Origin of the sequence: Kribbella sp. NPDC056951 (assembly GCF_042674205.1) — a bacterium.
Classification (GTDB): Bacteria; Actinomycetota; Actinomycetes; order Propionibacteriales; family Kribbellaceae; genus Kribbella; species Kribbella yunnanensis.
In genome coordinates this window covers 262,665-282,926 of the sequence record NZ_JBHUQZ010000006.1, presented here as the reverse complement: position 1 = coordinate 282,926, position 20,262 = coordinate 262,665, and the positions used below count along the sequence as shown (strand labels likewise).

21 protein-coding genes are annotated in these 20,262 nt (G+C 67.4%); 10 read left to right on the top strand and 11 right to left on the bottom strand.

The window, feature by feature from the left end; translation table 11 throughout:
* Positions 1–47 precede the first annotated feature (47 nt).
* The 6 genes from ACFTSF_RS24645 to glgX all read right to left on the bottom strand — a co-directional run bounded on the left by ACFTSF_RS24645 (position 48) and on the right by glgX (position 6,553).
* The gene (locus ACFTSF_RS24645; RefSeq protein WP_380155974.1) at positions 48–1,241 is read right to left on the bottom strand and encodes a Cmx/CmrA family chloramphenicol efflux MFS transporter; all 1,194 of its coding nucleotides are present in this window, start codon (positions 1,239–1,241) and stop codon (positions 48–50) included.
* 33 nt (positions 1,242–1,274) lie between these two features.
* Entirely contained in the window at positions 1,275–1,850 is a 576-nt protein-coding gene (locus ACFTSF_RS24640; protein ID WP_380155973.1) for a TetR/AcrR family transcriptional regulator, read from the bottom strand.
* A gap of 46 nt (positions 1,851–1,896) precedes the next feature.
* Positions 1,897–2,766: a transglutaminase-like domain-containing protein gene (locus ACFTSF_RS24635; RefSeq protein WP_380155972.1), complete on the bottom strand. Its 870-nt coding sequence runs from the start codon at positions 2,764–2,766 to the stop codon at positions 1,897–1,899.
* Positions 2,766–3,587, bottom strand: coding sequence for a MerR family transcriptional regulator (locus tag ACFTSF_RS24630; protein WP_380155971.1), 822 nt, complete (start codon positions 3,585–3,587; stop codon positions 2,766–2,768). The genes ACFTSF_RS24635 and ACFTSF_RS24630 overlap by 1 nt, the downstream gene beginning before the upstream one ends.
* 40 nt (positions 3,588–3,627) lie before the next feature.
* Positions 3,628–4,398, bottom strand: a complete 771-nt coding sequence (locus ACFTSF_RS24625) for an SGNH/GDSL hydrolase family protein (protein WP_380155970.1) — start codon at positions 4,396–4,398, stop codon at positions 3,628–3,630.
* Between the two features lie 94 nt (positions 4,399–4,492).
* Positions 4,493–6,553, bottom strand: coding sequence for a glycogen debranching protein GlgX (gene glgX / locus ACFTSF_RS24620; protein WP_380155969.1), 2,061 nt, complete (start codon positions 6,551–6,553; stop codon positions 4,493–4,495).
* Positions 6,554–6,720: 167 nt separating this feature from the next.
* Here glgX and ACFTSF_RS24615 point away from each other — a divergent pair, with 167 nt between their 5' ends.
* Genes ACFTSF_RS24615 through ACFTSF_RS24590 form a run of 6 tightly spaced genes read left to right on the top strand, consistent with a single transcriptional unit; the run spans position 6,721 to position 12,148 of the window.
* The gene (locus tag ACFTSF_RS24615; RefSeq protein WP_380155968.1) at positions 6,721–7,728 is read left to right on the top strand and encodes a Gfo/Idh/MocA family protein; all 1,008 of its coding nucleotides are present in this window, start codon (positions 6,721–6,723) and stop codon (positions 7,726–7,728) included.
* Positions 7,725–8,762, top strand: a complete 1,038-nt coding sequence (locus tag ACFTSF_RS24610; protein ID WP_380155967.1) for a Gfo/Idh/MocA family protein — start codon at positions 7,725–7,727, stop codon at positions 8,760–8,762. Before ACFTSF_RS24615 ends, ACFTSF_RS24610 begins: the two co-directional genes overlap by 4 nt.
* Positions 8,763–8,812: 50 nt before the next feature.
* Positions 8,813–9,592, top strand: coding sequence for an enoyl-CoA hydratase/isomerase family protein (locus ACFTSF_RS24605; RefSeq protein WP_380155966.1), 780 nt, complete (start codon positions 8,813–8,815; stop codon positions 9,590–9,592).
* Complete coding sequence (locus ACFTSF_RS24600; RefSeq protein WP_380155965.1) at positions 9,592–10,560, top strand: class I SAM-dependent methyltransferase; 969 nt, start codon at positions 9,592–9,594, stop codon at positions 10,558–10,560. The genes ACFTSF_RS24605 and ACFTSF_RS24600 overlap by 1 nt, the downstream gene beginning before the upstream one ends.
* Before the next feature lie 9 nt (positions 10,561–10,569).
* Entirely contained in the window at positions 10,570–11,340 is a 771-nt protein-coding gene (locus ACFTSF_RS24595; RefSeq protein ID WP_380155964.1) for an acyltransferase, read from the top strand.
* Positions 11,333–12,148: a hypothetical protein gene (locus ACFTSF_RS24590; RefSeq protein WP_380155963.1), complete on the top strand. Its 816-nt coding sequence runs from the start codon at positions 11,333–11,335 to the stop codon at positions 12,146–12,148. Before ACFTSF_RS24595 ends, ACFTSF_RS24590 begins: the two co-directional genes overlap by 8 nt.
* On the opposite strand, the gene ACFTSF_RS24585 is transcribed toward ACFTSF_RS24590, so the two are convergent.
* Positions 12,135–12,869 carry a class I SAM-dependent methyltransferase gene (locus tag ACFTSF_RS24585; RefSeq protein ID WP_380155962.1) on the bottom strand — a complete coding sequence of 245 codons (735 nt, stop codon included), beginning with the start codon at positions 12,867–12,869 and terminating at the stop codon, positions 12,135–12,137. The genes ACFTSF_RS24590 and ACFTSF_RS24585 overlap by 14 nt on opposite strands.
* Positions 12,870–12,941: 72 nt before the next feature.
* Complete coding sequence (locus tag ACFTSF_RS24580; protein WP_380155961.1) at positions 12,942–13,655, bottom strand: DUF2382 domain-containing protein; 714 nt, start codon at positions 13,653–13,655, stop codon at positions 12,942–12,944.
* Between the two features lie 234 nt (positions 13,656–13,889).
* On the opposite strand from ACFTSF_RS24580, the gene ACFTSF_RS24575 reads away from it, so the two are divergent.
* A complete protein-coding gene (locus ACFTSF_RS24575; protein ID WP_380155960.1) occupies positions 13,890–14,663 on the top strand; it encodes an electron transfer flavoprotein subunit beta/FixA family protein in 774 nt (257 codons plus the stop codon).
* A gap of 15 nt (positions 14,664–14,678) precedes the next feature.
* Positions 14,679–15,626 (top strand): electron transfer flavoprotein subunit alpha/FixB family protein, encoded by a 948-nt coding sequence (locus ACFTSF_RS24570; RefSeq protein ID WP_344155095.1) that lies wholly within the window; start codon positions 14,679–14,681, stop codon positions 15,624–15,626.
* Here ACFTSF_RS24570 and ACFTSF_RS24565 read toward each other — a convergent pair.
* Positions 15,607–16,281 carry a TetR/AcrR family transcriptional regulator gene (locus ACFTSF_RS24565; RefSeq protein ID WP_380155959.1) on the bottom strand — a complete coding sequence of 225 codons (675 nt, stop codon included), beginning with the start codon at positions 16,279–16,281 and terminating at the stop codon, positions 15,607–15,609. The two genes, ACFTSF_RS24570 and ACFTSF_RS24565, sit on opposite strands and share 20 nt — an antisense overlap.
* An 83-nt stretch (positions 16,282–16,364) precedes the next feature.
* Between ACFTSF_RS24565 and ACFTSF_RS24560 the strand changes: the two genes are divergently transcribed.
* Positions 16,365–17,156 (top strand): class I SAM-dependent methyltransferase, encoded by a 792-nt coding sequence (locus ACFTSF_RS24560; RefSeq protein WP_380155958.1) that lies wholly within the window; start codon positions 16,365–16,367, stop codon positions 17,154–17,156.
* Between the two features lie 46 nt (positions 17,157–17,202).
* The gene (locus ACFTSF_RS24555; RefSeq protein WP_380155957.1) at positions 17,203–17,859 is read left to right on the top strand and encodes a nucleotidyltransferase domain-containing protein; all 657 of its coding nucleotides are present in this window, start codon (positions 17,203–17,205) and stop codon (positions 17,857–17,859) included.
* Here the strand turns inward: ACFTSF_RS24555 and ACFTSF_RS24550 are convergent.
* Together ACFTSF_RS24550 and ACFTSF_RS24545 are read right to left on the bottom strand one after the other, a co-directional pair.
* Positions 17,856–18,653, bottom strand: coding sequence for a MerR family transcriptional regulator (locus ACFTSF_RS24550; protein WP_380155956.1), 798 nt, complete (start codon positions 18,651–18,653; stop codon positions 17,856–17,858). The two genes, ACFTSF_RS24555 and ACFTSF_RS24550, sit on opposite strands and share 4 nt — an antisense overlap.
* Positions 18,647–20,218, bottom strand: a complete 1,572-nt coding sequence (locus ACFTSF_RS24545; protein WP_380155955.1) for a PucR family transcriptional regulator — start codon at positions 20,216–20,218, stop codon at positions 18,647–18,649. The genes ACFTSF_RS24550 and ACFTSF_RS24545 overlap by 7 nt, the downstream gene beginning before the upstream one ends.
* Between the last annotated feature and the right edge of the window lie 44 nt (positions 20,219–20,262).

Here is a 20,262-nt window from a genome sequence, read left to right as displayed (position 1 = left end):
CGGACCGCCAGCACTCAGTAAGTCGGTGCGGCTCGTTTGGTTTGCGCTCAGTGGGTGGTGATTTTGTGGCTGGGAGGAGGGTTGGTGAGTGTTGGCGGTCCGCCGTGCGGCAGGCGGGTGGCTAGGAGAATGGTGCCTAGGGCAAGGATTGCGAAGAGGGCGCCTGTCCAGCCGACGGAGGGGTAGCCGGCGCCGGCGTCGAGGGTTAGGCCGGCTAGCCAGGGGCCTACAGTGATGCCTACGTTGAAGGCTGAGACGTTGAAGGCGGCGGCGAGGGTTGGGGCGTTGCCGGCGAGGGTGAAGACTCGGGCGTTGACTGCCGGGTTGTTGGCGAAGCCGAAGGCTCCTACCAGGATGATCGCGGGTACGGCGAGCCAGGGGGTGCCGGCGCCTAGTGCGAGCGTGACGGCGGCGGCGATGAGGCCGGTTAGCGCCACGGTGAGGGTGGTGAAGGGGCGGCGGTCTGCGGTTCGGCCGGCGGTGGTGATGCCGATGAGGGCGCCTACGCCGTAGACGGCGAGGACTGCGGGGACCCAGGCGGCGGAGAGACCGGTGGAGTCCGTGAGCAGCGGGGCCAGGTAGGAGAAGATCGCGAGGATTGCCGCGGTCGACAACGCGGTGGTTCCGTAGGCGAGCCAGAGGCTTGGGTTGCGGAGTGCGCGGAACTCTTGGCGGAGTTCGGGGGTTGTTGAGGATCGGCCGCCGGGGATGGTGAAGATGACGCCGACCATGGCGAGGGCTGACATCGCGGCCACGGCCCAGAAGGCGGATTGCCAGCCTAGGTGCTGGCCGAGGGCGGTGCCGGCGGGGAGGCCGACGATGGACGCGACGGTGAGACCGCCGGCCAGGACGCTCATGGCGCGGGCCCGAGATTCGGGGCCGGCGAGTTGGATCGCGGTGACCGACGCGACGGCCCAGAAGCCGGCGTACACGAAGGCACCGGCGACTCGGGTGGCGAGCAGGAAGCCGTAGTCGGAGGTTAGGGCGCCGGCCACGTGGGTGAAGGCGAACACGACCAGGAAGGCGAGCATCGCGGCGCGCCGGGACCAGCGCAAGGTGACGACGGCCAGGACTGGAGCGCCGACCAGCATGCCGACGGCGAAGGCCGAGATGAGCAGACCGGCGGCTGGGATCGAGACGTTCAGGTCTGTGGAGATCTCGGGGAGGAGCCCGGCCAGCATGAGCTCCGACGTTCCCTGGGCGAAGATTGCGGCGCCGAGCAAGTAGACGGCGAAGGGCATGGGTTTGCCTTGGACGGACATGGGTTCCTCTGCTCAGAAGGCTTGGAGCGCGGCCTCGATGACGGACTGCTGGGCACCGGCCGGCGCACCGCGCCGGGCCGCAACCCGCAGCCCGCCGAGTACGACGTACACGTAGTCGGCGAGCGCGTTCGGATCGCGACTCGCGTCGACGTCACCCGCGGTTTGCGCGGCGCGGATCTCGTCGGCGAGGGCGGTCAGCTTTACGGCGTGGTCGCGGTCGAGGATCTCGACGAGTTCGGGATCGGTCGGGCCGAGCTCAACCACGGTGTTGATGACCAGGCAGCCGGACGGATCACCCGGATCGGGCTCGACAGCACGCCACAGGATCTGCCGGACCCGTTCCCGGATCGGCAGCTCGGTACGCCGGATCAGCTCGAGCTGCGCCGACGTCGTCTGCGCCATGTATCGCTGCAGCGCGAGATCGAACAGCGACCGCTTGCTGCTGAACGTGTTGTAGATGCTGCTGCGCCCGAGCCCGGTCGCCGTACAGAGCTCCTGCGTCGAGGTCGCTTCGTACCCCGACGCCCAGAACACCCGCATCGCAGCATCGACAGCCTGCTCCTCGTCGAACATCCGCGGCCTGACCATGAGATCGACCGTAGCACGTTTTGGACTGAGCTATCCAAAACTGATCTCAGTGCTTGGCCAGCTCCACCCAGGCATGCAGGCGACCGGAAGGCGAGGTGAGAAACGTACGGCCGTTGGGACCGAGGGCCGGGTAGCGGTTGACGAGTTCCTTCCAGGCCGCGTCGTCGCCGTTGTCGGCGGCGATCAGGAGGTCGGCGAGTTCGTCGGTGGCGGCCGCCTCGGCCTCGGTGACGGTGGGACCGAGATCGCCCCAGGTCTCCCAGAGCAGGAGTTCCTCGCCCATCAGATGAGCGAGTTGGTAGTAGACGTAGGTGCGGATGAACCAGAAGCCGTGCAGGGTGAGCCCGCCAACGTTGACGCCCGGCTCGACGCCGTACACATCGGGGTCGACGCGGCCGGCGCGGGCCTCGCGCCAGGCTTCGGCGGCGGAGACGAACGGGCCGCGGGGCATATCGAGAGTGTTGAAGGGGTGGTCGTCGGCGGGATCGAGTTGGGCATCCGTCATCACCCAGCGGTCGCCGTTCCAGTACTCCGCGACGACGTGATCGTGGTTGAAGCCCTCGCCGAAGTAGACCGCGAACCCGATCCGGCTGCGGGCCGGAATGCCCTTGTGGCGAAGGGCGGAGACGAAGAGCAGGGTGTAGTCGCGGCAGCAGCCCACGACGCGGTCGAACGGCTCCCGCGGTACGGCGAGCGCCGTACCGTTGCGGTGTTCGTCGGTGGCAAGAATCGACGACACCCAGCGATGGTCGATCTCGGCCAGACGGTCGCCGGTGAACTCGATACCGCCACCGCGATAGTGGATGAGCAGATTGCGGACAACGGCGCCGATGGCCGGGATGTCGTCCGGCAGGGCGTCGAACAGGTGGGCGAACTCACCGGGATCGCTGTACGGCGTCTGCAGTGCGTAGTCCATCAAACGTTCCTCTCGAGAATGGGTAGGGCGATGTCGACGGCAGGTTCGTCGCGGGGGAGGAGATGGCAGTCGGGGAGGTAGAGCTCGCGCGGTGGTCCCGCCTCGGGGGTGCCGCTGCTCCGGGCCCAGTCGGAGACGAGGTCGTAGGCGAGCATGATGCGCGGGAACGAACACTCGTCCATCGTGATCGTGCAGTACGCCTCGCGATGGGCAGGCTCGACCCGGATCGCGATGGAACCGGCTGGGTCGACGAGACCCTCGAACGGCACGCAGATCTCGACCGTTCCTTCCGCCTCCGGCGTCACGGCGCTGTGGTAGATCACCCACGAATGACCGGTGAGCGATGCGCCGACCGAGCCCAGGTACGACATGATCTCGTTGGTCGCGGACACGATCGCCCCGACCAGGAACTGCTGATCGGTATCGGTCCGGATCGTCGCGACCTTCGTCGCCGGTACGTCGCGGACCAGCACCGGCCGTGGTGTCAGGCCGGTGGCGGTGTGGGTCAGCCGGCTCCGCAGGTACTCGAGCGTCGCGCGCCGAGCAGCCGTCGTGGCCTCCTCGGCCGCCCACCATCGATCGAGCCGGATGACAGCCTCGGCATCCGACCCCGCCAGTACGGCGGCGATCGTCGCGAGCGGCATGTCCAATTGCCGCAGCACGCTGATCCGTCGAGCGCGTTCCAACTGCTCTTCGTCGTAGAAGCGGTACCCGTTGGCCGGGTCCACCCGAGCCGGCGCCAGCAGCCCCGACACGTCGTACAGCCGCAAGGCCTTCTGTGAAAGCCCTGCCCGCCGCCCGAACTCACTGATCGTCAACACGCGACTATCAAACCCTCTGCCCCAGGGGCAGAGTAAAGCGTCAGCTGCGCACGTCTGCCGGGAGTGCGGCGAGCAGGGCGTCGGCGTGGCGGCGGTAGCCGAGGTTGTTGGGGTGGAAGTTGTCGCGGGCGAGCATGCCGCGCCAGGGCGGACGCGCGTACCGGGAGACCTCAGCCACGGGCAGTCCGCGGTCTGAGGCGGTGGTACTGATGTGCTGGTTGATGCCGGCGACGTACGGACTGACGGCGCCGCCGACGCGCCAGAGGCGGTCCGGCACGGTCAGGTCCATCACGACCGAGGAGGTGGGCAGGCGCTCGATCACTTCGCGCAGGTGGTCGCGGAAACGCTTCGGTGGGGTGGCGAGGATGTCGTTGCTGCCGATGCCGCAGGTGACGAGTGCGGGCTGCAGACCGGCGAGCAGGGGGAGCTGATCCTTCAGTACGTGCTGGGTCTGCGCGCCCGAGCGGGACAGGTTGAGCACGCGCCACGGAGAGCCGGTACGGCGGAGTGCGTTGAGCACCTGACCGACATAGCCGTGCAGTGGGCTGGAGGCGCCGAGCCCCTGAGCGGTTGAGTCGCCGAGCACCACCCAGAGCGGACCAGTGGTCGTCAAAGCGGTCTGATTCTGCTGCGTCCAGTAGTCGGCGTACGTGCGCGCCTGGACGTCGACGTACGCGACCCCGTCGAGCCAGCGCTGCACGGCCAGCCGGGAACTCGTCCGCTCCGCCTCGCCCCACCGCATGATGCCGCGGTGCAGCGCGCCGATGGGCGTAGTCCGCTCGCGGCGTGAGGCGCGGCGCAGTAGAAACATTGGTCCCCCCAAACATGAACAGCAGGTGACCAATGAAGGTACAAGGCGAAGGTTAACAAGCTAGCCAGATACCTTCCCCACCCCACCGCCCCGGTCAGAGCGCGCGCAGCAGCACCAAACAACGCGGTGGGAGCGGCACGGTCGCACCGGCCTCGACCTCAGTCACCATGCTGTTGCTGGTGTCCAGCACCACCTCATAGCCAGGCGCCCACGACGCATCCGGTACGACGACCTCCCGGACCTCGGAGGTGGCATTCAGCGCCAGCAGGAACGAGCTGTCCGTCAATGCGTTGCCCGCAGCGTCGGTCGCCCGCAGCGCGTCCCCAGCCAGGAACATGCCGATCGTGCGCAGGTTCCCGTCGTGCCAGTCGGACTCGTTCATCTCGCCACCGTGCGGTGCGATCCAGGACAGGTCCTTCCGGCCGCCCGGTACGACGGGCTGTCCGGAGAAGTAGTGCCATTGCCGCAGAGTGGGGTGTGCCGAGCGCAGTGCGATCAGCTTCTTCGTCAGAGCGAGGTGGTCGGCCCACTGCTCCGGCAGCGACCAGTCGAACCAGGAGAGCTCGCTGTCCTGACAGTAGGCGTTGTTGTTACCGCCCTGCGTCCGCCCGCACTCGTCGCCCATGGTGATCATCGGTACGCCGGTCGACAGGATCAGGGTGGACATCAGATTCGCCATCTGGCGTTTCCGCAGCGCAATCACCGACGGGTCGTCGGTCTCACCCTCCACACCGCAGTTCCAGGAGCGGTTGTCGTCGGTACCGTCCCGGTTGTCCTCGTGATTGGCCTCGTTGTGCTTGTGGTCATAGCTGACGAGGTCGCGCAGGGTGAAGCCGTCATGCGCAGTGACGAAGTTGATCGACGCATACGGGTAGCGGCCGTCGTCGCCGTACAGATCACTGGAGCCGGAGAGCCGGTAGGCCAGGTCCTTCACACCGTCGGAGGTGTTCCGCCAGACGTCGCGCACGCTGTCGCGGAACTTGCCGTTCCACTCCGACCACGGAGTGCCGAAGTTACCGACCTGGTAGCCGAAGTTCCCGATGTCCCAGGGTTCGGAGATCAGCTTCACCCCGCTGAGCACCGGATCCGCCGCCACCTCGGACAGGAACGGGTGGTCGACCAGATCGACCTCGTGGCGCTCGTTGCGGATCAGCGTGACCGCCAGGTCGAACCGGAACCCGTCGATTCCCATCTCCTCGACCCAGTACCGCAGCGAGTCCATCAGCAGTCGCCGGACCTGCGGGTGCGAGGTGTCGACCGAGTTGCCGGTGCCAGTGACGTCGTACATGGTGCCGCCGGGGCCGAGCCGGTAGTACGCGCGGTTGTCGATCCCGCGGAAGCTCAGCGTCGGTCCGTCGAACCCGCCCTCGGCGGTGTGGTTGTAGACCACGTCGAGGATCACTTCGATGCCGGCGGCATGGAATGCGGCCACCATGGCCTTGAATTCGGCCACCTGCTCGCCACGTGTGCCGGCTGACGAGTACTCCGCGTGCGGAGCGAAGAACCCGAGGGTGTTGTAGCCCCAGTAGTTCGGCAGACCGCGGTGCGCGATCGCAGGCTCGGTCAGGAACTGGTGGATCGGCAGTAGCTCGACCGAGGTGACCCCGAGCTCCTGCAGGTACGCAATGACCGAGGGGTGCGCCAGACCGGCGTACGTCCCGCGCTGGTGCTCCGGTACGTCGGGGTGCAGCTTGGTGAAGCCCTTGGTGTGCAGCTCGTACACAACGGTCTCGCCCCAGTGCACCGGCTTGCAGATCGGCGGTGGCGGCTCGGAGTCGCCGACCACGACACTGACCGGGACATGTCCGGCCGAGTCACCCTCTGACGAGTCGTAGATCAGCGGGCTCGCGAAATCGAGCGAGCCGTCGACAGCCCGCGCGTACGGGTCGAGGAGCAGCTTGGACGGGTTGAACCGCAGTCCGTGCGACGGGTCGAACGGACCGTGCACCCGGTACCCGTACCGCTGGCCGGGACAGACACCGGCCACGAAACCAGTCCAGAACTCACCGGTGTGCGCGAGGTCGAGGTTGCGCTGGCTGCCGTCGTCGGCGATCAGTGCGAGCTCCACCCGCTCGGCCGCGGGGGCCCACAGCGTGAAGGTTGTCCCATCGGTCTGGACCACTGCCCCCAGACGAGGCTCGGAGGCTTCAGTCACCGGCACATTCTGCACAAGTCCTCTCAAACTCATACCCGGGTGGGGTCGATTGACCCCAATTGCCCGGGGAGTGATCGTGAGACGGTGGTTGTGAACGTCTGTGCGCAATGATAGGCAAGGATCGTTACTAAGTTACGACATACTTCCGGACCGATGTGAGGGTCTCAATGGCGGAACAGCTGGCCGATCTGCGGGTCGGTCTGATCGGCGCGGGCAACATCGCGCACGTGCACGTGGCAGCGTGGAAGGCGCTTGGCGCACGCATTGTGGTCTATTCGGTCGAAGGCGCGGAGTCGCTGGCCGAGCAGTACGGGCTGGAGGTGGCGGCGTCCCTGGACGATCTGCTCGCCGAGGTCGAGTTCGTCGACATCGTCACGCCGTCGCCGACGCACAAGGAGCTGACGCTGGCGGCCATCGCAGCCGGCAAGGACGTGATCTGCGAGAAACCGCTGACGCTCACCGCGGCCGACTCGCACGAGGTGATGGCAGCCGCCGACGCCGCCGGGGTGAAGGTCTACCCGGCGCACGTGGTGCGCTACTTCCCCGAGTACAAGGCCGCGTACGACGCAGTGCAGGGCGGGCGCATCGGCGCGGTCGCGGTGGCCCGCTTCTTCCGGCAGGCCTCGTCGCCGGCCGGTGCGGGCTGGTACCGCGATGTCGCTCGCTCCGGTGGCGTGATCATGGACCTGATGGTTCACGACCTCGACCAGGCGCAGTGGCTGTGCGGCAAGGTCACCAGCGTGTACGCCGTTCAGAACCCGCCGACTGTGGACGGCATCAGCCCGGTGAACGTGTCCGCGCACGTGACGCTGACCCACGAGTCCGGTGCGATCTCGCTGTGCCGGGCGACCTGGGGTGTGCCCGGGACCCCGTTCCGGACCGGCTTCCACGTCGCCGGTGCATCCGGCGTACTGAAGCACACGTCGGGTGTGGACACCGGATTCGTCGAAGAGCTGCAGAACGATGAGGACGCTGTCGATCTGTTGATCCCGGCGTCCGCACTGGGGGAGAGCCCTTATCTGACACAGCTGCGGGAGCTGGCGATCGCACTGCGGGGTGGGCCAGAGCCACGGGTGCTCGGAGCTGATGGGGTTGCAGCCGTCGACCTCGCCGAGGCCGCTCGGCTGTCCATGGAGTCCGGCAAGACCGTCGAGCTGAACGGGGCAGTGGCATGAAGGTTGCGATCGCTTCGTTCGCTCACACCCATGCTGGTTCGTACGCCTACCTGCTGGGCCAGATGCCCGACGTAGAGGTGCTGTCCGCCGACCCGGATGGCGCAGCGGCGCCAGACGCCGGCCCCCGCGGTTCGGAGCTCGCCGAGAAGCTCGGTGTGCCCTATGTGGACTCGTACGACGAACTGTTCGCGTGGGGACCGGACGCTGTCGTGGTGACGTCCGAGAACGCCGGCCACCGCGCACTGGTCGAGCGGGCGGCAGCGGTCGGCGCTCATGTGCTGTGTGAGAAGCCGTTGGCCACTGAGGTGGCAGATGGTCAAGCCATGCTGGATGCCTGTGCCGCAGCGGGTTCCATCCTGATGATCGCGTACCCGGTTCGCTTTGCGCCGTCGTACCTGCGGTTGCGTGCCATGGTCGAAGCAGGCCGGCTCGGCGACGTGTTCGCCGTACTGGGCACCAACAACGGCAAGATCCCGTACGACGCTCGTCAGTGGTTCACGGATGCGACGCTGGCCGGCGGTGGTGCGCTGGTCGACCACACCGTGCACTGTGCGGACCTGATCGACGGTCTGACCGGTGGTGCGTCCGCTGCGCGCGTGTACGCCGCTGCGAACCACGTGCTGCACCAGGACAAGGGTGTGCAGGTCGAGACCGGCGGACTGGTCACCATCACCTACGACAACGGGCTGTTGGCAACGATCGACTGCTCGTGGAGCGTCCCGGACAACGGTCCGACCTGGGGTGGTGTCTCGCTGCAGGTCACTGGCACGAACGGTTCGGTGGAGATCGAGCCCTTCCTGCCGCACGTCGGTGGGACGGACCCGGACGGTGAGGTCTTCCTGGCCTTCGGCGGCAATCTGGACGAGTCGCTGCTGGCGACCTTCCTGAGTGCGGTCCGCGAGTCCGGCCCCCCGGTCCCCGGTCAGCAGCCGGCCGTCGTACCGCAGCCGGATGGTGCTGTGGGCCTGCGCACACTGCAGATCGTGGACGCAGCCCGCCGCTCCGCCGCTTCTGGTCAGCCCGTGGACCTGTAGTACGGTTCCGGGTGATTGTGACCCGTGGGTAGGCGAGAAGGAGCGACGTGATGGGTGAGTTCGTCAACCTGACCGTGAGTGATGGTGTCGGCACGATCCGCTTGGATCGGCCGAAGATGAACGCCCTGAACGTCCAGGTGCAGGACGAGATCCGGGCCGCCGCCGACGAGGCGACGGCGAACGACGACGTCCGCGCGGTGATCGTGTACGGCGGCGAGCGGGTCTTCGCCGCCGGCGCGGACATCAAGGAGATGGCCGACATGTCGTACGCCGACATGGTCAAGCGCTCCGGTCCGCTGCAGGCCGCCCTGTCCGCCGTGGCCGCGATCCCGAAGCCGACGGTCGCGGCCGTCACCGGGTACGCACTCGGTGGCGGTTGCGAGCTCGCCCTGTGCTCCGACTACCGGATCGCCGCCGAGGACGCGAAGCTCGGCCAGCCGGAGATCCTGCTCGGCGTCATCCCCGGCGCCGGCGGCACCCAGCGGCTCGCGCGGCTGATCGGCCCGTCGAAGGCCAAGGACATCATCTACACCGGCCGTTTCGTCGACGCCGCCGAGGCGCTGCAGCTCGGGCTGGTGGACAAGGTCGTCCCGGCCGCCGAGGTGTACGACGCCGCGGTCGCCTGGGCATCGCAGTTCGCCAAGGGAGCCGCGCTCGCGCTGAGAGCAGCCAAGGAGTCGATCGACGCTGGACTGGGTGTCGACCTGGCCACGGGCCTGGAGATCGAGCGCCAGCAGTTCGCAGCACTCTTCGCTACCGAAGACCGCACCATCGGAATGAAGTCGTTTGTCGAGAACGGGCCTGGCAAGGCCGAATTTAAGGGACAGTGATGACCACCTCCGCCGAGAAGCCCGCTGCGACGCAGGCGAAGCCTGCTGCTACTGCCGAGCAGGTTGAGGCCGCCTGGAACGACAACAAGCTGGCCCAGGTGCTCTACCACGACTGGGAAGCCTCGACGTACGACGAGAAGTGGTCGATCTCGTACGACGAGCGCTGCGTCGCCTACGCGCGCGACCGGTTCACCGACATCGCCGGTGACCAGGGCTGGCCGTACGGGAAGTCGCTCGAGATCGGCGCCGGTACCGGCTTCTTCACGCTGAACCTCAAGCTGGCCGGCGTGATGGACGAGGCGCACGTCACCGACCTGTCGCCGGGCATGGTCGAGGCGGCCAAGAAGAACGCCAAGACCCTCGGCTTCGCGATCGACGGCCGGGTCGCCGACGCGGAGAAGCTCCCGTACGACGACGACAGCTTCGACCTCGTCATCGGTCACGCGGTCATCCACCACATCCCGGATGTCGAGCTCGCCTTCCGCGAAATGCTCCGCGTTCTCAAGCCTGGCGGCCGTTTCGTCATCTGCGGCGAACCGACCCGGTACGGCGACTTCATCGCCCGCCGCTTGTCCCGCCTGACCTGGTGGGCGACCACCAACGTCACCAAGCTGCCCGCACTCTCGGACTGGCGGCGTCCGCAGGAGGAGCTCGACGAGTCCTCTCGTGCTGCTGCGCTGGAAGCCGTTGTGGACCTGCACACGTTCGACCCCGACACCCTCGCGCGGACGGCAACACGTGCGGGCGCTGTCGAGGTGAAGACGGTGACCGAGGAGCTGACCGCCGCGTGGCTGGGCTGGCCCATTCGGACGTTCGAGGCCGCCGTACCGGAGCAGAAGCTCGGCTTCGGCTGGCGGATGTTCGCCTACAAGTCCTGGCTGCAGTTGTCCAAGGTGGACAAGGTTCTGTCCAACGTTGTCCCGGACGAGCTGTACTACAACGTCTCGATTACCGGAGTAGCGCAGTAGGGTAAGCGAATGCGGTTGCTGTCCGTGGCGAATCTGCGCTGGGTGCTGCGCCACCGGGCGTGGACGCCGTACTACCTCAAGCGGTACTGGCGGTTCGCCTGGTTCAAGCTTCGGCACCGCCATGTCATCACCGAGGGTTTCGTCTTCCTGGGCAAGAAACTCGAGATCGAGACCCGGCCGGGACACGGCCGGATCATCCTCGGCAAATGGGTGCACCTCGGTGACGAGACCCGGTTGCGCGCGCACGAGGGCACGTTGCGGATCGGCGACAAGGTCGTGTTCGCCCGCGATGTCACGGTGAATTGCTACCTGGACATCGAGATCGGCGCGTCCACCCTGATCGCGGACTGGACGTACATCTGCGACTTCGACCACAAGACCGAGGACCTCGGGCTGCCGATCAAGGATCAGGGGCTGGTGAAGTCGCCGGTCCGGATCGGCCCGGACTGCTGGCTGGCCACCAAGGTCACCGTCACCCGCGGAACCGACATCGGTCGCGGCGTGGTGATCGGCGCGAACAGCGTTGCCCGTGGCAACATTCCTGCGTACGCCGTCGCCGCCGGGGTTCCGGCGGTCGTCGTCGCCGACCGCAGCACCCGTTATGCCGCCGACGCGCCGCGCCGTGCCTACCTGGCCGAGCTCGCCGAGGTGAACGCAGCGACCACCGCCCGGCTGCGCTCCGGCACGAAGGGTGCCGAGGGGTTCTCAAGTTACTCATCAGTCGGGCACTATGTCCCGCACGACCGGATGGTTGTCGGAGAGGAGACGCAGCGTGGCTGAGCACGCCAGGCCCGAGGGATCCGAGGCCGACCCGTTGCGCGCTACGTTGGATCCAGCGCTGCAAACGACTGACGACGTGACAACGACCGCCGCGCCGGCCCCGATCGCCGGGGCCCGGCGCAGGTTGTCGCCGCGACCGGTCCCGGTCAGCCGCCGGAGGAAGGCGGCCGCACCGGTTCCGGGCGCAGGTGAGGAACCGAACCCGGCTGAGGAGATGGGTGACGTGGGCAACGACGACAAACCGAAGGCACCCGAGGACACTCCCGTCGCGGCGGCGACCGCGACCAAGACGGCCAAGCCACGCACGGCGGCCGAGATCGTCGCCGAGCAGAAGGCCCGCGAGGAGGCCGCAGCTTCGGCCGCGTCCGGCTCGTCCGGCAGCTCGAGCACCCCGGATGAGACCACGGTGACCAAGCCGGTCAGCCGGGTGACGACGGCGACGTCGTCCTCGGCGGCCAAGCCCGGTGCGACACCGGCCAAGGGATCCGCCGCGGGCAAGCAGGCGCTGAGCTCGGTGGGCTCGGGTGTCCGGCAGCTGCGGAACCTGCTGGCTTCCGTGATCTGGCTGATCGCTGTGCTCGCGGCAGCCCTGCTGGCGCTGGGCGCGCTCTTCACGGCACTCGACCAGACCAACCAGAGCAACGAGATCGTGCGCTGGGTGCTGGAGCGCGGTCACGACCTGGTCGGCCCGTTCAAGGACCTGTTCCGGCTGGAGACCGCGAAGAACACTCTGTTGGTGAACTGGGGGATCGCCGCGCTGGTCTACCTGATCGCCGGCAAGATCCTCGAGCGCTTCATCCGTCCGTAGGCTTCACCGCAACGAGGATCAGGTCGAGCGACGCGTCCAGGTCGCCCGGCCTGATCTCAAAGTCTTTGTACGTCGTGTTGGTCACCAGTTCGCGCAGGTGATCCGGCCACTCGTCATGCGGGCCGGCCAGTTGAGCATCCACGCAGGAACCGTGCTCTGCCTCCCAGGCCTGCAATCGCGAGCCGTGATGCAGACCGAGCGTGTGCGTGATCTCGAACTCCGGCTCGACGAGTTCGCTGAACTCGGCCATCGTCAGCTCACGCGTGTGATACCAGTTTCCGCTCGGAAAAGTCAGCCGGTTCGGAGTGCTCAGTACGGCGATCCCTCCGGGCGCGAGGATTCGCGCGCACTCGCTGACGAACCGCGGTTGCTCCCACAAATGCTCGATCGTCTGCAACGACGTCAGCAGCCCGAAACTCGCGTCCGAGAACGCGGTCTGCACCAGGTTTCCGCGAACCACCTGCACGTGCGGATACACCCGCCGTACGTGCTGGATGGTGTTGTCTTCGTAGTCCAGCCCGAACACCACTTCGGACCCGGCGGTCCGGAGCAGTTCAGCGCCGTACCCCTCGCCGCAGCCCGCTTCGAGCACCCGGCCGGCCGTCGGCAGCAGCTCGGCCACGATCCACCGGTACGCCGCTTCGTGCCGCGCGAACCAGTAGTTCTCGTGCCAGATCCCTGGCGCGGTCCGCTCACCGGTGAGGGTCAATATCTCGGTCACGCGGTCACCTTACGCACAGCGGCGGTGTCCGGGCCCGCCCAGCCCGAACACCGCCACTGTTGGATCTATCCGTCAGGACCGCTTGTGCCGACCGGTCCCGTCGTCGTCCAGACCCTCCACCTCGACCTGCTCCTTGCGGATGGTCTCGGTGACGTTCTCCTCGCCACGGACGGTCTCGGTCTCGAGGCCGACCCGCTCGACGGCGACGGTCTCCTTGCCGACGACCGGCCGCTCCTCGTGCAGCACGACCTCGCGATCGTCGTCGCCGAGCTCACCGGCCCGGCCCAGTTCGCCGTCCGCCATCGGTTCGCGAACCACGTGCACTTCCTCGTGGCTCACCGGCACTGTGACCTGCTGCTCCTCGGTCACGACGTGCTTGTGCAGACTGACCCGCCCGGTCTCGACAGTCTCGGTCCCGGCGCGCAGCCGCTCCTCGTGACGGACCATCGATCCGTCCTGCTCCTGAGCCATCTGCGGCAGCTGCATGCCGTAGTAGCGATACAGCTCCGAGGCTTCCTGCGCACTCAGGTGACCGTTGCTGTCGATCCGCGGTGCGTCCTTGATCTTCGACTTGGACGTCGCGAGGTGCAGTCCGTCCTTCTCGACGTGAGCGCCGTCCAGCGGTACGAAGCTGTGCTTGGTCCCGAACATCCCCGTGTTCACCGTCACCCACTCCGGGCGTCCGCTGGTGTCGGAGGCATAGAGAGTGCCGACCGACCCGACCTTGTCCCCGGTCGCGTCGTACGCCGTCTCGCCCACGACCTGCTCGATTCCCTGCATGGTCATCGTTATCAACCCCGTGTCGTTGTTTGCGCGTAGCAATTAACGCCGGGTCCGGTGCCCGGGGTGCTGATCCGCAAACACGGGGTGACCAACGGCTCACTCCAGGTTGCCGGGAGAACGGGATAGCCTGAACAGGCGCCGGCGGTGTGATGGGGCTCGCACGTGGCATATGTTTCTCGCGAGTAACATCCGTGGCAGGCTTGGAGAGACCGTTAACCAGAAGGGGTCCCACACGCTATGAAGATCGTCGTCTGCGCGAAGTTCGTGCCGGATGCCACGGCGGACCGCCGCTTCCGCCCGGAGGACAACACGGTGGACCGTGCCGGTGTGGACGGCTTGCTGTCCGAACTGGACGAGTACGCCGTCGAGACCGCGCTGACCGTGAAGGAGGCCGGCGACGCTGAGGTGACCATCCTCACTGTCGGGCCGGAGCAGGCTGCGGACGCGGTGAAGAAGGGTCTGCAGATGGGCGCGGACGGGGGTGTGCACGTGCTCGACGACGCCATCCACGGCTCCGACGCGGTCGCCACCTCGCTGGTGCTGTCGAAGGCGCTGGCCAAGCTCGAGGCCGACCTGGTCGTGTTCGGGATGAGCTCGACCGACGGCGGCATGGGTGTCGTCCCCGCGATGGTGTCGGAGCGCCTCGGCCTGCCGGCCGTGACGCTGGGCTCCGAGGTCACCGTCGACGGCACGACCGTGCGGATCCGCCGGGACGGCGACACCGCGAGTGACACCGTGGAGGGCACGCTGCCGCTGGTGCTGAGCGTCTCCGACCAGGCGAACGAGCCGCGGTACCCGTCGTTCAAGGGCATCATGGCCGCGAAGAAGAAGCCGGTCGAGACCTGGTCGCTGGCCGACCTCGAGATCACCCCGGACCAGGTCGGTTCCTGGACCGAGGTCGTCGAGGTCACCGCGCGTCCGGCGCGTACCGCGGGCACGATCGTGACCGATGAGGACGGCTCCGGCGCGGGCCGGCTCGTCGAGTTCCTGTCCACCAACAAGTTCCTCTGAGGGGCGAGCAGTCTTATGTCGAACGTTCTGGTTCTCGTTGACCACACCGCGGGCGTCGTGCGCAAGACGACCGCCGAGCTCCTGACCATCGCCCGCCGCCTCGGCGAGCCCGTCGCGGTCTTCATCGGCGACAACGCTTCGGAGGCGCTGCCCGCCCTTGGTCAGTACGGCGCCACGAAGGTGATCGCGCTGACCAATCCGGAGCTCTCGCAGTACCTGGTGTCGCCGAAGGCGGAGGCGCTGCAGCAGGTCGCGGCCAAGATCGAGCCGTCGGTGATCCTGATCTCGTCGAACGCCGAGGGCAAGGAGATCGCGGCCCGGCTCGCGGTCAAGCTCGAATCGGGACTGATCACCGACGCCGTCGACGTACAGGAGGGCCCGGTGACCACGCAGTCGGTGTTCGCGGGCAACTACACCGTCAAGTCGAAGATCACCAAGGGCACGGCCATCATCACGGTGAAGCCGAACGCCGCGACCCCTGAGGCGGCGGAGACCTCCCCGGAGGTCGAGGAGTTCGACGTGACGATCTCGGATGCCGCCAAGACGGCTCGCATCACCGAGTCGAAGCCGCGCGCGGCGACCGGTCGTCCGGAGCTCACTGAGGCGGCGATCATCGTCTCCGGTGGTCGTGGCACCGGCGGTGACTTCGGTCCGGTCGAGGCCTTCGCCGACTCGCTCGGCGCTGCTGTCGGCGCATCCCGCGCCGCGGTCGACTCCGGCTGGTACCCGCACGCCTACCAGGTCGGTCAGACCGGCAAGACCGTCTCCCCGCAGCTGTACGTCGCCGCCGGCATCTCCGGCGCGATCCAGCACCGGGCCGGTATGCAGACCTCGAAGACCATCGTCGCCATCAACAAGGACAACGAGGCGCCGATCTTCGAGCTGGTCGACTTCGGAGTCGTCGGCGACCTGCACAAGGTCCTCCCGGCCGCCACCGAAGAGGTCACCAAGCGCAAGTCCTGAGCAGCTCAGGTTTCAGTACGGCGTGGCTGACCGACCTGGTCAGCCACGCTTTGTATTCCTCGGCCGACCAGCCACGCGTCTCGGTCAGCTGCCGGTAGTTGCTCACGTGGTTGAGCAGCCAGAGCTCATCCGTGGCTCGCTCGATCGTCAGCCCGTCACGCAGGTGCCCGTCGTCCGCCAGCCGCTGCGCGAAGATCCGGGTGACCTGCCAGTGCTCCTCGAACATCCGGTCCCGTAGCTCGGCCAGCGTGTCGTCGACCAGCGCGCCTGCCTCGATGACCGCGACCAATCCGGCGATCCGCTGCCGGATCATCACGCCGTTGTCACTCGCGAACCGAATGCGCTCGACCGGGTCGGCGATCTCGTACTGCTTCAGGTGCCACTCCCGCTGGACAACGGGCACCTGATCGTCCACGCCACCGGCCAGGGTGCGGTGCCAGACGTTCAGCAGCAGCTCGGTCTTTGTCTTGAAGGCCAGCTTGACCGTGGCCAGGGACACCCCGGCCTCATCCGCGACCGCGGGCAGCGTCGTCCGGACGAAGCCGCGGGTGGTGAACATCTGCTCCGCCGCGTCCAGTACGGCGGTCCGCGTCTCCTGCGCCCGGCGTTCCCGAACGGGCGAGGCGTACCGGCGGGGGTTGACATTGTCGGCCACCCCGCTACCGTAGTCCTCAATTGACTAGCCGCAAAGGCTAGCGAATTACGGAGTGCCAAATAATCAATACTGCGGGGGACGAGATGACGACACCTATGCAGGCGGCCTGGTGTGCCGAGATCGACTATCAACCACTGGCCCACCAGTCGATGCTGACGAGTGAGCTGCAGGTGCAGACGACCGCGGTCCGGTGGGGTGACCGCGTGCTGGATATCGCCGCCGGGACCGGGAACACCGCCCTCGCCGCGGCTCGGCGTGGTGCCCTGGTGACGGCCTCGGACTTCAGCCCGGTCGGCCTGGAACGCGCCGTACGACGTGCTGCGGCTGAGGGGCTGTCGATCCAGACGGAGTTCGCGGATGCGCAGCAGTTGCCGTTCGGCGATGCGACCTTCGATGTCGTGCTGTCGACGTTCGGGGTGATGTACGCACCGGACCAGCAGCGGGCTGCCGACGAGTTGCTGCGGGTGTGTAAGCCCGGTGCGCGAATCGGCTTGGTGAGCTGGTGCTTGACCGGACTGATGGCCGACCTGCAAGCCGCGTTGGCCGACGTACTGCCGCCACCACCGCCGGGTGCGCAGTCACCGCATCTGTGGGGGACTGAGCAGCACTACAAGGAGCTGTTCGGCGACCGCATCGCAGTGACGAGTAGCGACGTACTGGTGCAAGAGACGTTCGCGAGGTCTGCGCGCGACCAGGTGGCGACCATGCTGACGCATCTGCCGCCGTGGCGGATGTTGTACGAGCGGCTCGACGCCACAGCGCAGTCTGCTTTCGCAGCGGCGGCTGAGGGTGCGTACGAGCGTGCCAACCGGGCTACCGACGGGACCCTGCTGGCCGGCGCGCAGTACCTCCAGATCGTTGCCACCGCTCAGTAACCCGTACCGCCTGCCGGTGATGCTGCTGGTGTGTGAAGATCGGCAGGTGGCTGACGAGGAACGGTTCTGGTACGACGACGGGCTGGATCCCGAGGACTTGGCGTTCCACCGGTTGCACGGTCCGTGGAAGCGGTCGACGCCGGCTGATGCACTGGCAATGCTGAGCCGGTACGACGGGGAGTGGTGGGTGGCCGGGGGATGGGCCATCGACGCGTTCACCGGAGTGCACCGGGAGCACGAGGATGTCGACGTGTCGTTGTGGCGGCGCGACATCGAGAAGCTCCGGCTGCACCTGCGTGGTTCGTACGACCTGTGGTCGAACGCCGGTGGGCGGTTTCAGCCGCTCACCGACGAGCGGCCCGAGCAGCCGGAGGATGCGGACCAGATCTGGTTGCGCAAGCATGCGCTGTCGCCGTGGGAGTTCGACGTGGTGGTGAACCCGGATCGCGACGGACGCTGGGTGTTCCGGCGCGATCCGATGCTCGACTTCGCGCTCGAGGACATCACCTGGCGGGCACCCGACGGTGTGCGGTACCTCAACCCGGAGATGGCCCTGGCCTACAAGGCGAAGCAGGCCAGGCCGAAGGATGAGCTGGACCTCAACGCCGCACTCCCACTGCTGTCCAACGACCAGCGGGTCTGGCTGGCCGACATGATCGACCACCTGCACCCCGGTCACCCGTGGCCGGCGCGGATTCGTTAGCTGGCTGGCCGGACGGTCGCCTGTAGCTCGACGACGACCTCAGCCGGGTCTTCGACGTTGACGCGGATGTCGCGATAGACGCCGTACGACTCGAGGCCCTGTTCGTCCAGTGCGACGTCCAGCGTCCGCCAGGTGTCGCCGATGCCCTCGGCCGGGCCCCGGTAGGTCACCGACGCACCCCGCGGCACCGCTGGGATGTCGGTCAGGTCCAGGCCGGTCGCGTTGTTCTCTGTCGCGCCGACTGCGATGCCGACCGACACCTCGATCTTGGTGCCGTCCGGGCGACCGTAGTACGTGTGCACGCGTTGGCCGGACAGCTGCAGTGCGTCCAGCTTCTCGGTCAGTGCCATCACAGCGCCGCCGATCTCGGACTCGTCGTTCACCTCGGCCTGCAGGTGCAGCAGGCGGATGGCGGGCAGCGGGCCGAGCTTGAGGGTGCGGTTGGTCATGGTCAGTCCTCTTTCGATCGATCGGAGCCGCCGCTCGACCTCCGTCAGCCGGTCCGCGTCCGCAGTCATCCGCTGCTCGAGCTGGGCACGCCGTAGCCGCAGCATTCCGCGCAGCTCCTCGACAGGTAGCTGTTCGTCGAGGATTGCGCCGCACTGCTCCAGCGTGAACCCCAGCTCCTTCAGCGCGACCAGACTGTCGACACGCCAGATCTGCGACAGCGCGTAGAACCGGTGTCCGGTGTGCGGGTCGACGCGCTCGGGCACAACCAGCCCCAGTGCGTCGTAGTGCCGCAGCATCCGCACCGAGATGCGGGTGTGGCGGGCGAGGTCTCCGATACTCAACATGGTGCGTCCAGCGAACCGCCTGACACGGTGTCAGCTGCAAGCACTCTTAGCTGAAGCATTGCCGCGAACCGTGCGTCCGGGTCGCTCAGATCCAGCTGGCCGACCTCAGCGAGCCGCCGTAGCCGGTACCGGAAGGTGTTCGGATGCACGTAGGCCGCAGCCGCTGCAGTGGTCACGTCGCCGAAGGCATCCAGCCAGGCCCGCAGTGTCTCGACCAGTGCGGCGTTGTGCTCTCGGTCGTAGGCCACCAGCCTCGCGATCGGTCCGGTCAGCTGCTCACCGCGCGCCTCCACGAGGTCGCGCAGTTCCAGCAGCAGCGCCTCAACCTGTACGTCGGCCAGCCGGGCGACGCGCTGTGCGCGCCGACTGGTCCGCAGGACTCGCAGTGCGCGGTCTGCGCTGGCTCGTGCCTGCGGCAACCGCACTGCCGTGCCGACTCCAATGACGGCTCCGGACCGCTCGCCGACCCGGTCCAAGAAGTCCTGAGCGACTCGGGCAGCACGCTCCTCGCTGTCGGCCGGCACGAGCCCGTAGGTCACGTCACTCACCAGTGCCGCTGCTGACCGCGGAAAGACCGCACCGAGGTGCATCGCGAATGCATCGGCCATTCGCTGCCGCTCTGACGACTCCGGTACGGCGAGTGCCAGTACGACGAGTGTCCGGTCGGCGAGCCCGAGTCGGTCGAGCGACTCCCGGGAACCGTCGAGCGCCGTACTGACCAGGTCGGCGCGTAGCCGGCGTTCGACATCCGCACCGGCGCGGATGCGAAGCATGTGCAGGGCAACGACTTTGGCGGCATCGCGTAGCGCCTCAGAACGCTCAGCACTCAACGGCTCATGGACAGCGACCCAGATGGACCCCAGAACCTCGTCGCCGGCTCGCACTGCAACGGCCACGCGTGGCATCGCGCTCTCGGGCTCAGCAACCGGAATCGGGGCCACATAGACCGGCTGGTCGGATCGGTAGAGCTGTCGGAAGACCCCGCGCTCGGAGAGCTGCCGTGAGTATCGTTCGGGGACCTGTCGGCCGAGGACGGTTTCGACGCGGGCGGTGTCGGCCTCGTCCTGACGTCCGGAGAAGGCGAGCACTCGGGAGCTGCGGTCCTCAATGGTGACCGGTGCGTCGAGTAGCGCCGCAGTGGCGTTCGCCAGCGCGAACAGGTCGCCGGCGGGCAGGCCGCCGAGAGTCTCGGCTTCCGCAACGCCTACGTCGAGGACTGAGCGCAGCAAGATGCCGAGCTGGTCCCAGGTGGCGCCTCTGGTCAGTGCGAGGACGGCCACGCCCGTTTCGTCGGCAGTCTGCTCGTCCACGGTGACCGGACTCCGCAGTACTAGCCCAGCCGCGTGCTGGCGGCCGAGGTCGCGCAGTACCTGGGCGATCTCCTCGGGGTCGTGCAGACCGACCCCGAGGACGAGCGCGTGCTGGGGGAGGACCGGGTCGTCCAGTGGGTCGTGGATGACGACGCCACCGATAGGCGTGTCCGGGTCGCCGGCTACGAGCTCGAGCAGGGTCGCGCCCAGATCGTCGAGGACGCGGCCGAGGCTGGCCCGGGGTCGTTGGGTCACTCAGCCATTGTGCATCCGGACAGCTTTCGGACCGTCCTTTGTTG